General features: G+C 63.8%; 9 protein-coding genes and 3 pseudogenes. 8 read left to right on the top strand and 4 right to left on the bottom strand.

Going from position 1 to position 13,830, the window contains the following annotated elements; all coding sequences use genetic code 11:
- The first annotated feature begins 126 nt into the window (after nt 1–126).
- Complete coding sequence (locus ABNX08_RS40950) at nt 127–3,573, top strand: adenylate/guanylate cyclase domain-containing protein (RefSeq protein ID WP_374063757.1); 3,447 nt, start codon at nt 127–129, stop codon at nt 3,571–3,573.
- A 231-nt stretch (nt 3,574–3,804) separates the two neighbouring features.
- Here the strand turns inward: ABNX08_RS40950 and ABNX08_RS40945 are convergent.
- Together ABNX08_RS40945 and ABNX08_RS40940 are read right to left on the bottom strand one after the other, a co-directional pair.
- Nucleotides 3,805–4,517: pseudogene (locus ABNX08_RS40945) on the bottom strand (tyrosine-type recombinase/integrase); the annotation flags it as partial.
- A 29-nt stretch (nt 4,518–4,546) separates the two neighbouring features.
- Complete coding sequence (locus ABNX08_RS40940; protein ID WP_022540423.1) at nt 4,547–5,167, bottom strand: TetR/AcrR family transcriptional regulator; 621 nt, start codon at nt 5,165–5,167, stop codon at nt 4,547–4,549.
- 55 nt (nt 5,168–5,222) lie between these two features.
- On the opposite strand from ABNX08_RS40940, the gene ABNX08_RS40935 reads away from it, so the two are divergent.
- The 3 genes from ABNX08_RS40935 (at nt 5,223) to ABNX08_RS40925 (ending at nt 7,741) form a co-directional block, all read left to right on the top strand.
- Nucleotides 5,223–5,753, top strand: a complete 531-nt coding sequence (locus tag ABNX08_RS40935) for a nuclear transport factor 2 family protein (protein ID WP_349608725.1) — start codon at nt 5,223–5,225, stop codon at nt 5,751–5,753.
- Between the two features lie 31 nt (nt 5,754–5,784).
- Entirely contained in the window at nt 5,785–6,531 is a 747-nt protein-coding gene (locus tag ABNX08_RS40930) for an SDR family NAD(P)-dependent oxidoreductase (protein WP_349608727.1), read from the top strand.
- A gap of 103 nt (nt 6,532–6,634) precedes the next feature.
- Nucleotides 6,635–7,741 carry an alkene reductase gene (locus ABNX08_RS40925; protein ID WP_349608735.1) on the top strand — a complete coding sequence of 369 codons (1,107 nt, stop codon included), beginning with the start codon at nt 6,635–6,637 and terminating at the stop codon, nt 7,739–7,741.
- A gap of 147 nt (nt 7,742–7,888) precedes the next feature.
- Here the strand turns inward: ABNX08_RS40925 and ABNX08_RS40920 are convergent.
- A pseudogene (locus tag ABNX08_RS40920) lies at nt 7,889–8,398 on the bottom strand (Lrp/AsnC family transcriptional regulator).
- Between the two features lie 223 nt (nt 8,399–8,621).
- Between ABNX08_RS40920 and ABNX08_RS40915 the strand changes: the two are divergent.
- From ABNX08_RS40915 to ABNX08_RS40905, 3 genes are read left to right on the top strand one after another with little or no spacing between them, the layout of a single operon-like run.
- Nucleotides 8,622–9,638: a 1-aminocyclopropane-1-carboxylate deaminase gene (locus ABNX08_RS40915; protein ID WP_349608729.1), complete on the top strand. Its 1,017-nt coding sequence runs from the start codon at nt 8,622–8,624 to the stop codon at nt 9,636–9,638.
- A gap of 21 nt (nt 9,639–9,659) precedes the next feature.
- On the top strand, nt 9,660–10,664 hold the full coding sequence (locus ABNX08_RS40910) for a tripartite tricarboxylate transporter substrate binding protein (protein WP_349608731.1): 1,005 nt from the start codon (nt 9,660–9,662) through the stop codon (nt 10,662–10,664).
- A 32-nt stretch (nt 10,665–10,696) separates the two neighbouring features.
- Complete coding sequence (locus ABNX08_RS40905) at nt 10,697–12,223, top strand: amidase family protein (RefSeq protein ID WP_349608733.1); 1,527 nt, start codon at nt 10,697–10,699, stop codon at nt 12,221–12,223.
- A 213-nt stretch (nt 12,224–12,436) separates the two neighbouring features.
- Here the strand turns inward: ABNX08_RS40905 and ABNX08_RS40900 are convergent.
- Nucleotides 12,437–12,947: pseudogene (locus ABNX08_RS40900) on the bottom strand (tyrosine-type recombinase/integrase); the annotation flags it as partial.
- A 103-nt stretch (nt 12,948–13,050) separates the two neighbouring features.
- Here ABNX08_RS40900 and ABNX08_RS40895 point away from each other — a divergent pair.
- Nucleotides 13,051–13,749, top strand: coding sequence for an IS5 family transposase (locus tag ABNX08_RS40895; RefSeq protein ID WP_374063756.1), 699 nt, complete (start codon nt 13,051–13,053; stop codon nt 13,747–13,749).
- Nucleotides 13,750–13,830: the final 81 nt, after the last annotated feature.

Raw genomic sequence — 13,830 nt, 5'->3', positions numbered from 1 at the left:
GTGTCGTATTCGCCCCAATCGGTGATGATCTTCTTAGAGGGCAGTTTCGGCTGCCCGCCGCCTTGCCAACCGCCGGGAATGCGCCTGTAATGGCTGCGTGGCAGGCACAGGCAGTTGGGAGACGAGATGCGCTGCACAAATTGCCAGTTCGAGAACCCCTCGGCAGCCAAGTTCTGCCAGGAGTGCGGGCAAAGGCTTGCGCTAATCTGCTCGCAATGCGGCCACGCATCCAGTCCCACTGAAAAATTCTGCGGCGCGTGCGGCGCGCTGCTGGCGGACACGGCGGCAGCCTCCCCGCGCCTGTCGCCCACGGTGTCGCCTTTGCCGGCACCGATTCTCTACACACCGCCCCATCTGGCCGAACGGATCCGCGCCGAGCAGGCCGCCATGGAGGCGAAGGGTGGGGAGGCTGGTGGCGAGCGCAAGACCATCACCGCCCTGTTCGCGGACATGGCCGGCTCGACGGCATTGATCCAAGACCTGGACCCTGAGGAAGCCCGCAGCCTGATCGATCCGGTCGTGGCGCTGATGATGGAAGCCGTGCATCACTATGAGGGATACGTGGCCAAATCCCTCGGCGACGGAATCCTCGCCCTGTTTGGCGCGCCAATCGCCCACGAGGACCATGCGCTGCGGGCGCTGTTTGCGGCGCTGCGCATGCAGCAGGCCATGCGCCACCATAGCGACAAGATCCGGTTGGAGCAGGGCATCCCGCTACAGATCCGGGTTGGCGTCCATACCGGCGAAGTGGTGGTGCGCTCGATCCGCAAGGATGACTTGCGCACGGACTACGACCCGGTCGGCCACACAATCCATATCGCCGCGCGGATGGAAGGGGTCGCGACCCCGTCATCGATCCTCGTGAGCGAATCGACCCACAAACTGGCCGAGGGGTATTTCGAGTTCAAGGCCTTGGGGCGCACACAGATCAAGGGCCTGCGCGAGCCGCTGGCCGTGTATGAGGTGCTCGGGCTGGGCGCCTTGCGCACGCGGCTGCAGGTGGGCGCGCAACGTGGCCTGGCCCGGTTTGTCGGTCGCGAGGCCGAACTGAAGCGCCTGGGCGAGGCGCTCGAACTGGCCCGGGCAGGGCAGGGGCAGATCGTCGGCGTGGTGGGCGAGGCGGGCGTGGGCAAGTCGCGCCTGTTCCATGAATTCAAGGCACGCGCGCAGCAAGGCTGCATGGTGCTCGAGACCTTCTCGGTGTCGCATGGCAAGGCGTTTCCTTACTTGCCGCTAATCGACTTGCTGCGCAACTATTTCCAGATTACGGCACAGGATGACGAGCGCCGCTATCGCGAGAAGGCCACTGGCAGACTCCTAATTCTGGACCGCGCCCTGGAGGATCAACTGCCTTACTTGCTCTACCTGCTGGGTATCGTTGAGCCGGGCTCGGCATTGCCGACGATGGATCCGGCCATCCGGCGTCAGCGCACCTTCGAGGCGATCGCGCGCTTGCTGGTGCGCGAGAGCCAGAACCAGCCGCTCATGGTCCTATTCGAGGATCTCCAATGGCTGGATAGCGAGACGGAAGCTTTCCTGAATGTGCTCATCGCCGAGGTGCCGCGCGCCAAGATCCTGCTGCTGGTCAACTACCGCCCCGAGTACCGGCATGACTGGGCTCAACACACCTTCTACACCCAGTTGCATCTGGAACCGCTGGGCCAGACGGAGGCGCAGGGCTTGCTTACTGCACTGCTGGGCGCAGACCCGTCCCTTGCGCCACTGAAGCAGCTGATCCTGTCAAAGACCGAGGGGAACCCGTTCTTCATGGAGGAAGTTGTCCATACCCTGGCCGAGGAAAACGCGCTGCTCGGCCCGCCCGGAAACTACAGGGTCGAGAACGCGCCGTTGGCACTCCATATTCCGACGACTGTGCAAGGCGTGTTGGCGGCGCGTATTGACCGGCTGCCGCTGCCACAGAAGGAACTGCTGCAGACGCTGGCGGTCATCGGCGCGGAGTTCCCGTCCAGTTTGATCCGGCATGTCACGGGCCAGTCTGAAGCATCGCTTCACCCGCTGCTGGCTGACCTACAGATCGGCGATTTTATCTATGAGCGCCCCACCTTCCCTGAGGTGGAGTACGCGTTCAAGCATGCGCTGACCCAAGAGGTAGCGAGCAACTCCTTGCTCTCGGAACAGCGAAGCTTTTTACATGAGCGTACCGCCCAAGCTATTGAGGCGCTGTTTCCCGACAGGCTGAGCGAATATTGCAGCGAGCTGGCGCACCACTACAGTCAGAGCGGCAATGTGCCGAAGGCGGTCGAGTACCTGCAACTGGCGGGAAAGCAGGCGCTGCAGCGCTCCGCCCAGTCCGAGGCTATTACACATCTCAGCGCCGCCCTCAATCTCCTGAAAATCCAGCCTGATACCCCCGAACGCAGTCGCGAGGAACTCACGTTGCGGCTGACCCTTGGTCCGGCCTGGATGGCCGTGCGAGGCTATGGTTCACCGGAGGTGCAAGCGAACTATACCCGGGCCCTAGTCCTCAGCGAGCAAGGCGGGGAAACCTCGCAGCTCTTCTCTGCACAGCTCGGCTTGTGGTCGTTCTATCTGTTGCGCTCCGAACTCGAGACGGCGCAGACGCTGGCCGAGCGGCTGCTCGGACTCGCGCAGGATGCACAGGATCCGGAACAGCTTGCAGAGGCGCACCGCGTGCTTGGCTCTACTGTATTCCGCCTGGGCGAGTTCCGGCAGGCCCGTACCCACATGGAGCAGGCGCTGACCTTGCACCGCCCTGAGCGACAGTCTTACGGGCATCTGCTGCGCTATGTGCGAAATCCCGCGGTTCATATGCGTAGCAGCCTGAGCTGGGTCCTCTGGTATCTGGGCTTGCCCGATCAGTCGCTGTCCAGAAGCGAAGAGGCACTGGAGATGGCCAGAAATGCGTCCGACCCGTTCGGCCTTGCGCTAGCCCTGATCTTTGCGGCCGAACTGCATCAGCGACGCGGCGAGCCTGAAGCGACGCTGGAGTTCGCCAATGCCGCGCTCCAACTATCGAGCGAGCAGGGGTTCTCAATGTACTTGGCATGGGCAACGATCCTGAGGGGTTGGGCACTGGCCAGGCAAGGCAGCCACGCGGAGGGCATCGCACATATCCACCAAGGACTTGGCGCACATGAAGCGACCGGTGCCGCATTGGGACGACCATCCCTCTTGGGACTACTCGCCGACGCCTATGGCAGGGCAGAGCAGCCTGAAGCCGCGCTTCGCGTCCTGGATGACGCGCTGGCGCTAGTGGGCAAGACGGAAGAGCGCTTCGATGAAGCGACGCTGATTCGCCTACAAGGCGAATTGATGCTGCAGTTGCCTGGCCAGAATGCGGGCACTTCGGCCGCGTCCGCCGTAGACGAGAATGCCGAGGCGCGGTTCCAGACGGCCATTGCGCTCGCACGTCGCCACGAAGCCAAGTCTATCGAGTTGCAATGCGTGCTGAGCCTCGTGCGGCTATGGCTACGCCAAGGCAAGGATGCCGCTGCGCGGCAATTACTCCTCGAGATCCGGGCAGCATTCACGGACGGGGCAGACACCGTGGATGCGCGTCAGGCAGAAGAGTTGTTGGCGTCGTTGTCGTAGGAGGTGCGCTTGCTTGGCGTAAAGTGTCGATCGAATGGTCGCCTCCCGCCTCGGCGAATCGTCGACCGTGAAGGAGAGTGTGCGAGATCTAGGAGCCGCAAGTTGTTCGAAGCCCATTGTATTTAGTGGTGGATCGCGTGGAGCGATTTTAGCAACCGCGTATCCTGCGCTGAGCCGCAGGTGCGGCTCATATCCGGGTGCAAAGGCCATGGATTGGCATGCTCCGCGCGCCTACGGCTTGCTGGTCCAGCCGATCCGATGCCGCGCCTGGGTGGCCTCGTGGCGCGCATCCTCCTCGCTATGCAGATAGCCGCTTGTCGTCGACAGCGAGCTGTGCCCAAAGTTGTCGCGCACAACGCGCAGGTCGACCTGTCGGTCGGTCATGTGCGAGCCGGCGGTGTGGCGCAGCCAGTGCGCCGAGGCGCTCGCCAGCACCGCGGCTTGCGCCTCCCATTCCGGCCCGCGCCCCCGCAGGCGCGCCGCGGCCATGCCGAACACCTCTTTCAGGATCAGGTGCAGCGCGCCGCGTGACAGCGGCTTCTCGCGACCCTCGCTGCCAATCACTGGCAGCACCAGGGGACGCGTCTCCCCGAACTGCGGGGTAGGCGGCAATTCGTGGGCGCGGCGGTAGCGCGCCAGTTCGGCAATCAGTTCGTCGGTCGCCGGCAACAGCCGGGTCTTGTTGCCCTTGCCGGTCACCTCCAGCCACCAGCGCTCGATGCCCTGGACATCGCGTCGGCAGAAGAACGCGCCCATCGTGGTGGCCGTCAACTCCGACGCCCGCAAGCCGCCCAGATAGAGCACGGTCAGCACCCACCGGCAGCGCGCCGCGTGCAGCCGTTCCCGGGCCGCCTCCGCCGGCATGCCGCGACGGCGTCCTTGACCGTCTCCCACAGGTCGTGGCTCAGATACCGGGTGATGCGCACTTTCGCGGGCGTGCGCCTGGCGTGAAGTGTAAAACTGGGCCTACACTTCACGCCGGCCCCTCGTCCAGCGCGAAATTACTGATCAGCATCTTGCGGCTCGCGTCCAGGATTTCTTCCGCCAGCCGGCGATCGGCGCCGGCTATCGCCCGGGACAGCATGAGCGCCCCCACCATTTGGTTGTAGAACGCAATTGCCGCGCGGCGTGCCTCATCCTGGTCGGCATCGGGGCGCTGTTGCGCAACCAGCGCTGTCAGGGTTTCGATCATCACCTCCAGGCCGCTTGCGAAGTGCGACTGCGCCGCATTGCCAAGCCGCCGCACGTCCGCTGTGAGGCCGGCCACGGCGCAGCCTTGCTCGATATCGCTGCAGTGCACGCCGGACAGGTAATAGTCGACCTGCCGCTTCATGCGGTTGCCACCCGGTGCAATCGGCGCCGCGATGGCTTCCTTCAGGTCGTGGTTGACCTTGTCCATCGCGGTGGCCACGACTTCAGCGGCGAGCGCCTCCTTCGATTCGAAATGGTTATAGAAGCCACCCTGGGTAAAGCCGGCGGCCTTCATTAGTGCACTCAGCCCGACACCATCGATTCCGTGCTCGCGGAACAGCTTTTCCGAGGCGGCAAGGATGGCCTTCCGATTCTCTTCCGCCTGCTGCTTTGAGACGCCCATCGCTCACTCCTCCCAGCCGTTGACAGTGCAATTATAGCTGCCCCCCGCAAACACGATGGTGATCGACCTTGACTTTCCGGCGCCGATCGCCAAAACTCAATGTCAATCACCATCGTGTTTTGGCCGCGCCCATCTCGCAGAAGCCAGGCAAGTACATCGGAAGTCACCCGTCCAGAGCATCAACTTGACCACCCCCACCGAAGCCGCGAACAAAACCCTCGTGCTCGAAGCGTTCGACACGCTCTTCAATCAACGCGACTACGCCGCCGCCGAGCGCTTCTGGTCGCCTGACTACCTCCAGCACAGCGCGCATATCGCACCGGGGCGCGACGGCCTGTTCAACCTCATCAAGACGCTGCCGCCGACCTTGCGCTATGAGCCCGGCGTGATCGTGGCGGATGGCGATTACGTGATCGTGCACGGGCGCTTTTCAGGCCATGGGCGTCCCGCGGCATGGATCGCTGCCGACATCCTGCGCATTGCGGACGGCGTGCTCGCCGAGCACTGGGACGTGCTGCAGGACGAGGCCACCGAGGCCGATTCGCAGAGCGGCCTGCCCATGTTCGGTAACAGCTTTCCGCGCTGATTCCACCCCCCTTGTTTCCATCGGAGTCATCATGAAACTCACCGGTAACACCATATTCATCACGGGCGGCGGTTCTGGCATCGGCCGCGGTCTTGCCGAAGCGCTGCACAAGCTTGGCAACCAGGTCATCATCTCCGGCCGCCGCGCGGAGCGTTTGCAAGCGACGATCGATGCTAATCCCGGCATGCAGGCGGTAGCGCTCGACATCACCGATCCGGCGGATATCCAGAAGGTCGCCGCCAGGCTGATTGCCGAGCATCCCGGGCACAATGTGCTGATCAACAACGCGGGCATCATGTTGCCGGATGGCGCTGCCGGCCCGGTCGACGACGAGCTGCTGACCTCCACCGTCGAGACCAATCTGCTCGGGCCGATCCGCATGACCTCGGCGCTGATCGAGCACCTGAATACGCGGGAAGGCGCCGTCGTGGCCAATGTCAGCTCGGTACTTGGCTTCGTGCCCCTGGCCATCACGGCCGTGTACAGCGCGACCAAGGCGGCCTTGCACTCATACACGCTGTCCCAGCGCTTTCTGCTTCGCGACAGCAAGGTCTCCGTCATCGAGATCGCGCCACCATGGGTCCGCACCGAGCTGTTGAACAGCAGCGAGGAGGAGCGCGCGATACCTCTCGAAACATTCATCGCGGGCGCGATCGAGCAACTGGGCACGGACGCCAACGAGATCCTGGTGGGTCCGGCCGTGGACATGCGCGCCAATCCGGGACCAAACGAGCACGCCTGGGTCAACGAGTTCAACGACTCGATGGCTGCCGGTTGATCACGGGATCGCCCGGAGTCGGGCGATCCCATCCTTTCGTACCTTGTCCTTGTCGCGCACTCCATGGTGCGCACGTCAATTCAATCATAAGCAGGAGTTATTGATGTCCACGTTGTTCACTCCGATCAAGGTTGGCGCCTACGAGTTCATGCACCGTGTTGTGCTGGCGCCGCTGACACGCATGCGTGCCGGTGAAGGTGCGATCCCCGGCCCGCTGATGGCCGAGTACTACGCACAGCGCACCTCGCCCGGTGCGCTGCTGATCAGTGAAGCCACCATCGCTGCGCCCAATGGCAATGGCTACCTTGGCGCACCCGGGCTTTATGACGACAGTCAGATCGCGGGCTGGCGTCTGGTCACCGATGCCGTGCATGCAAGGGGCGGCAGGATTTTCCTGCAGCTGTACCACGCCGGTCGCCAGTCGAATTCGGAAGTTCAGCCAGAGGGCAGCCAGCCGGTAGGCCCGTCGGCGATTGCCCACGGCGGTGTGGCATATACGAAGGCGGGCTGGGTTGCCAACACGCCGAATCGCGCACTGGAGACCCAGGAAATCGCGGAACTGGTTGAGAGCTTCCGGCGTGCCGCTGAACGTGGCCTTGCAGCCGGATTCGACGGCGTCGAACTGCACGCTGCCAATGGCTACCTGTTCGACCAGTTCCTGCAGGACGGCAGCAACAAGCGCACGGACAGCTACGGAGGTTCGTTCGAGAACCGCGCGCGCGTCCTGCTTGAAGCCACACGCGCGGTGATTTCTGTCTGGGGAAGCGACAAGGTTGCGGTGCGCCTGGGCCCGAGCGGTTCGTTCGGGGACATGGCCGACAGCAATCCGGAAGGCCTGTTCACCTACGTTGCCACTGAGCTGGGCAAGCTCGATCTCGCCTACCTGCATCTGATCGAACCGCGCGTGCGGGGCAATGTCGAGGACGACACCAGGGACCCGAACCCTGTGGCCGCGAAGCTGATCCGCTCGGTTTACCCCGGCACGATCATCGCTGCAGGCGGTTTCAAGGGCGACACCGCGGAAGCGATCATCGCGGCAGGCGACGCCAACCTGGTTGCATTTGGCCGCGACTTTATCTCGAACCCTGACCTGCCCGAACGACTGCGCCGCAAGGCGCCGCTGAATCCGTACGATCGTGAGACGTTCTTCGGCGGTACGGACATCGGCTATGTCGACTATCCGTTCTACGACCAACGCGTTGCCGCTTGATCAGTCGTTGCGGAAGGCCTCGCGCTCACGCGCGAGGCTTACGCGTGGCGCGTGGCTGCGGTGACCTTGATTTCGACCACGGGCTCGGGTCGTGCCAGCGGGACTACCGACATGTCGTTGACTTGCCACTCCGCTGCGGCAAGTCCATCAGATTGGAAACTGCGTCGTCGATAGCACCTGCTTGAGCACCATGAACGACCGGATCTGCCTGACACCCGGCAGGTAGAGCAATTATTCCGCGTGGAGGCGGTTGAAGCTCTCGCTATCTCTTGTGCGCACCAGCATGAAGTAATCGAATTCGCCGGTCACGACATGGCACTCCATGCAGCCGGATACCTTTTGCGCGGCAGACTCGAACAGCGCGAAGGATTCTGGCGTGGAGCGATCCAACACCACGCCGATCATCACAAGCATTCCCGCATCCAGCGCTGAGGGGTTGAGCAGCGCCACGATGCCGCGGATCAGCCCCAATTCCTTGAGCCGTTCCACGCGCCGCAGACAGGCGGGCGGGCTCAGGTTGACCTTTGCGGCCAAGGCCACGTTGGAGATCGATGCGTCCTGCTGCAGGGCTCGCAGGATCGCCTTGTCGGCGCGATCGAGCCGATTCCACATGGGGTGTGGATGGCAGCGTTTGCGACGCGGCCTGAACTGGTGCATCGCGGGCGGATTTGGTGCGAAATTTTATTTCTTTCATTTGGTCTACCAAAGAATTTTAGACGGCTTTCATTTTTGTAGACTTATTAATAGTGTTCAAAAGCACGCTTCTTTGCAAGCACGTTTCGTGGCTTTTTTCCTAGGATAGAGTCCGTCGCCGCATCGTTTGGCCTTGCTGAGAGGCACACCGATGACGGGATAACACCCTAACCCTGGAGTTGCCACCATGAATCTCAAGCGTTTCGCGCGTTACCCCCTGACATTCGGCCCCACGCCCATCCAGCCGCTAAAGCGCCTCTCTGCCCACCTTGGCGGCAAAGTCGAGCTGTACGCCAAGCGTGAGGACTGCAACAGTGGCCTGGCCTTCGGTGGCAACAAGACCCGCAAGCTCGAATACCTGATCCCGGACGCGCTCGCGCAAGGCTGCGACACGCTGGTCTCGATCGGCGGCATCCAGTCGAACCAGACGCGCCAGGTGGCCGCCGTGGCCGCGCACCTGGGACTCAAGTGCGTGCTCGTCCAGGAAAACTGGGTCAATTACTCCGATGCGGTCTATGACCGGGTCGGCAACATCCAGATGTCCCGGATGATGGGCGCCGACGTGCGCCTGGTGGCTGACGGCTTCGACATCGGCATCCGCAAGAGCTGGGAAGAGGCCATGGAGAGCGTGCACAAGGAGGGTGGCAAGCCGTATCCGATCCCGGCCGGCTGCTCGGAGCATCCGCTGGGCGGCCTGGGCTTCGTCGGCTTTGCCGAGGAAGTGCGCGCGCAGGAGGCCGAACTGGGCTTCAAGTTCGACTACATCGTCGTATGCTCGGTCACGGGCAGCACGCAGGCGGGCATGGTGGTGGGGTTTGCCGCCGACGGCCGGGCTGATCGCGTGATCGGCATCGATGCCTCCGCCAAGCCCGCCCAGACCCGCGCGCAGATCCTGCGCATCGCCAAGCACACGGCGGGGCTGGTGGAGCTGGACCGCGACATCGTCGACGCCGACGTGGTGCTCGACGAGCGCTATGGCGGCCCCGAATATGGCCTGCCGTCCGAAGGCACGCTCGAGGCCATCCGCCTGAGCGCCAAGTACGAAGGCATGATGACCGACCCGGTCTACGAGGGGAAATCGATGCAGGGCATGATCGACATGGTCCGGCGCGGCGAATTCCCCGAAGGCTCGCGCGTGCTGTATGCCCATCTCGGCGGCGCACCGGCGCTGAACGCCTACAGCTTCCTGTTCCGCAACGGCTGACCGACGCACGGAGGTGCTGCGATGAATCCCACTCTACATTCGTCCCTGCGCAGAGCCTTCGTGGCGGCCCGGGCGCTGGCGCTGCCAGCGCTGGCGGTTGCCGCCGTCGGGGCCCACGCGGCATCGGCGTATCCGGTCCGGCCCGTCACGCTCGTGGTGCCGTTCCCGGCCGGCGGGGCGGTCGACATGATCGGCCGGCTCGTCGGCAAGAGCCTCGGCGATGCGCTGGGCCAGCCGGTGGTGATCGAGAACCGCGCCGGTGCCGGCACCATCGTAGGTGCCGGCTACGTGGCCAAGGCCGCGGCCGATGGCTACACGCTGCTTATCAGTTCGGGCTCGACATTCACCGTCAGTCCGGCCATCAACGCGAGCCTGCCGTATGACCCCGTGAAGAGCTTCGAGCCCGTCGGGCTGGTGGCGCGCGTACCGCTGATTGTGCTGGCGAACAAGGCGGTGCCGGTGGATACGCTGCCGCAGATGGTTGCAGCGGTCAACGCTGCGCCGGGCAAGTATGTCTATGGGTCTTTCGGTACCGGCACCACCGGGCATTTCGCAGGCGAGATGCTGCTGGGCGCCACGGGCATGAAGCTGCAGCACATCCCGTACAAGGGCAGTGCGCCGGCTGTGGCCGACCTGATCGGCGGGCAGATTCCGTTCTCGGTCGATACGGTCGCCGCGTCGTTGCCCCATATCCGCAGCGGCAAGATCAAGCCGATCGCGGTCACGGGCGCCCGCCGCGCCACGCTGCTGCCTGACGTGCCCACTGTCGCGGAAGCTGGCTATCCCGGCTTCGACGCCGACTCGTGGGTAGCCATCGCGGCGCCGCGCGGCTTGCCGGCCGACGTCAAGGCCCGGCTGGAAAAAGCGGTAGCGCAGGCGATGAAAGACCACGAGGTCCAGCAAAAGCTGCTGGCTAACGGGCTGGAGCCGAACTACGCGGGCCCGGGGCAGGTCAGCGCCATGATCAGCAAGGAACTGCCGCTGATGCGCGCCACCGCACAGCGTGCGAGCATCACGGCGAATTAATGGTTTCCATCGTCTTACCTGGAGACAGCGGCATGGAAGAACAAAGGAAGCTGGTAGCGCGCCCGGCCACCGAGCTGCGGCGCATGATCGGGAGCAAGGAAATCTCTCCGGTTGAACTACTCGATGCGTGCATCGCACAGATCGAACAGGTGAATCCGTTCCTGAACGCGGTCACGGCTACGTGTTTCGATCGCGCGCGCGAGGAAGCGCGTGCCGCCGAACGCGCGGTGCTCGATGGTCAGCCGCTCGGGCTGTTGCACGGCCTGCCATTGGGCGTGAAAGACCTCGAGGCCACGACCGGTCTACTGACCACATACGGATCGCCGCTGTATCGCGACAACGTGCCGGACGAAGACAATGTACTGGTGGCGCGCCTGCGCGCCGCCGGCGCCATTGTCACGGGCAAGACCAATATCCCCGAGATGGGCGCAGGCGCCAATTCGCGCAACGATGTCTGGGGCGCCACGGGCAATCCGTTCAACCCGAATCTCAATGCGGGTGGATCGTCGGGCGGCTCCGCCGCCGCGCTTGCGGCCGATCTGTTGCCCGTGTGTACCGGATCGGATACTGGCGGTTCGCTGCGCATTCCCGCGGCCAAGTGCGGCGTTGTGGGATTCCGCCCGTCACCAGGCGTGGTGCCGAGTTCGCGCAAGCCCCTGGGCTGGACGCCGATCTCGGTAGTTGGCCCGATGGGCCGTACGGTTGCCGATGCCTGCCTGCAGCTTGCCGCATCGGCCGGTGTCTCGGCCGGCGACCCGCTGACGTACCCGCTGGACCCGCTGTCGTTCCTGACGCCGATGCCGGTGGACCTGGGCAGCCTGCGCGTGGCTTATACGGAGGACTTCGGCTGCTGCGATGTCGACGACGGCATCCGGCGCACGTTCCGCGAGAAGATCGCCGCAATGCGCCACCTGTTCCGCAGCTGCGATGCCATCGACATCGATCTTGGCGATACGCACCGCTGCTTCGACGTGCTGCGCGCGGAGAGCTTCGTTGCCGGCATGCACGATGCCTATGAACGCGATCCGTCGAAGCTCGGCCCCAATACGCGCGCCAACTACGAAATGGGCGCGCGCATGTCGCTGGTGGACAGCGCCTGGGCCCAGGCCGAACAGACGCGCATCCTGCAGCGCTTCCAGAAACTGTATCGCGACTACGACGTGATCCTGTCGCCGACCACGCCTCTGTCGCCGTTCCCGTGGACGTCGCTCTATGCAGAATCGATCAACGGCGTGAAGCAGGAGAACTACTACCGCTGGCTGTCGCTGACCTATGTGGTCACGCTGACCACGCATCCGGCGCTGTCGCTGCCGTGCGGCCGAGACCATGCGGGCATGCCGTTCGGCCTGCAGACCGTAGGCGGCTTCCGCAAGGATCGCGAGACGCTCGGCATTTCCTACGCGATGGAGCAGGCATTCGCTGGCATTCCCACGCTGCGCCGACCGCTGCCGGACCTGGCCATGCTCGAGCCGGCCGTGCCTGCGCTAACGTCTATCGTGACCGCACCGCCTTTGATCGGGGCGAAAGTGAGGCAAGGCCGAGCGGCAACGGCCGTGTAGGGCCAGAGCGCCAGGCAATGGATCGGTCGCCTGGCCCACGTTTACGCCTTTAAGCGACTCAGCGATACGGTCAAACAGAACGCCGATAACTCCGCGACACTCGCCGAGTCCACCGAAGCTTTCGATCGTTGTGATGCTGTCGGCGATCTTGGTCGAGCTTTCTACAATATCCTACATCGTGGTGATGAACTGCGACCTGACTGCCTAGCGCGCCTACGACTTACTGGTCCAGCCGATCCGGTGCCGCTCCTGCGTGGCCTCGTGTCGCGCATCCTCCTCGCTATGCAGGTAACCGCTCGTCGTCGACAGCGAGCTGTGCCCGAAGTTGTCGCGCACAAAGCGAAGGTCGACCTGCTGGTCGGTCATGTGCGAGCCAGCGGTGTGGGCGCAGCCAGTGCGCCGAGGCGCTGGCCAGCACCGCGGCTTGCGGTTCCCATTCCGGCCCGCGCCCCCGCAGGCGCTCCGCGGCCATGCCAAACACCTCTTTCAGGATCAGGTGCAGCGCGCCGCGTGACAGGGGTTTCTTGTATTCCTCGCTGCCAATCACCGGCAGCACCAAGGGACGCGTCTCTCCGAACTGCGGGGCAGGCGGCAACGCGTGGGCGCGGCGGTAGCGCGCCAGTTCGGCAACCAGCTCGTCGGTGGCCGGCACCAGCCGGGTCTTGTTGCCCTTGCCGGTCACCTCCAGCCACCAGCGCTCGATGCCCTGAGCATCGCGCCGGCACCCTAGTCTAGCAGGCTGCTGAAGTACCTCGACCCCGAGTCAGCGCATCGACAGGTCGAAACGTTGATCTGAGAACTCAACACGATTCACTCTCCGACATCGCATGCGCGGCGCAGACACCTTCACCGAAAGCTTGTTCACCATGCGGCGGCTGGACGATTTCGTGCCCAAGTCCCATCCACTGCGCCCGATCCGCACCATGGTCAATCAGGCCTTGGCGAAGATGGATCGGCTGTTCGCGGGGATGTATGAGGCCGACATCAAGGGCGGTCGCCCGAGCATCGCGCCGGAGAAGCTGCTGCGAGCGATGTTGCTGCAGGTGCTCTACAGCATTCGGTCCGAGCGCCAACTTATGGAGCAGACGCAGTACAACCTGCTGTTTCGCTGGTTCATCGGGTTGTCGATGGACGACGCAGTCTGGGTGGCCACGGTATTCACCAAGAACCGCGCGCGTCTGATCCAACACGACGCGGTAATCGAATTCTTCAACGAGGTGCTGGCCCTTGCGCAGAAGAAGAACTGGCTGTCGGGCGAGCACTTCAGCGTGGACGGCACGCTGATTCAGGCGTGGGCAGGCCACAAGAGCTTTGTCCGCAAGGATGGAAGCGACGGCGACGACGTAAGCGCCTCACGAAGACCGTTCTTGCCCCTGTCCCATAGATCACGAGATGCTGTCTGCTTTGAGGATGTTCCGTTACCCAGTAACGCACAGCGAGGTCGTTACTGGGTAACGGCCAAAGGAGAAGCGAGATGGCACAAACGACGGCACAGCGGCAAGCCGCCTACCGAGCAAGGCGCGTGACGACAGGCAACGATGGTAACGGAGAGCGTCGGTTGAGCATGTGGGTGACCACGGAGGCGGACTTTGCCCTTGCTCGCCTGG

The sequence above is a fragment of the Cupriavidus sp. DF5525 genome (assembly GCF_040149425.2).
GTDB lineage: Bacteria > Pseudomonadota > Gammaproteobacteria > Burkholderiales > Burkholderiaceae > Cupriavidus > Cupriavidus pickettii_A.
The sequence above is the reverse complement of the archived record's forward strand: the minus strand, read 5'-3'. Positions and strand labels throughout refer to the sequence as shown.

Excerpts from the sequence above, each read along its gene's own strand:
- ABNX08_RS40940 (WP_022540423.1), bottom strand. The coding sequence starts at position 5,167 with ATGGGCGTCTCAAAGCAGCAGGCGGAAGAGAATCGGAAGGCCATCCTT.
- ABNX08_RS40930 (WP_349608727.1), top strand. The coding sequence starts at position 5,785 with ATGAAACTCACCGGTAACACCATATTCATCACGGGCGGCGGTTCTGGC.
- ABNX08_RS40915 (WP_349608729.1), top strand. The coding sequence starts at position 8,622 with ATGAATCTCAAGCGTTTCGCGCGTTACCCCCTGACATTCGGCCCCACG.
- ABNX08_RS40950 (WP_374063757.1), top strand. The coding sequence starts at position 127 with ATGCGCTGCACAAATTGCCAGTTCGAGAACCCCTCGGCAGCCAAGTTC.
- ABNX08_RS40935 (WP_349608725.1), top strand. The coding sequence starts at position 5,223 with ATGGTGATCGACCTTGACTTTCCGGCGCCGATCGCCAAAACTCAATGT.
- ABNX08_RS40905 (WP_349608733.1), top strand. The coding sequence starts at position 10,697 with ATGGAAGAACAAAGGAAGCTGGTAGCGCGCCCGGCCACCGAGCTGCGG.
- ABNX08_RS40895 (WP_374063756.1), top strand. The coding sequence starts at position 13,051 with ATGCGCGGCGCAGACACCTTCACCGAAAGCTTGTTCACCATGCGGCGG.
- ABNX08_RS40910 (WP_349608731.1), top strand. The coding sequence starts at position 9,660 with ATGAATCCCACTCTACATTCGTCCCTGCGCAGAGCCTTCGTGGCGGCC.
- ABNX08_RS40925 (WP_349608735.1), top strand. The coding sequence starts at position 6,635 with ATGTCCACGTTGTTCACTCCGATCAAGGTTGGCGCCTACGAGTTCATG.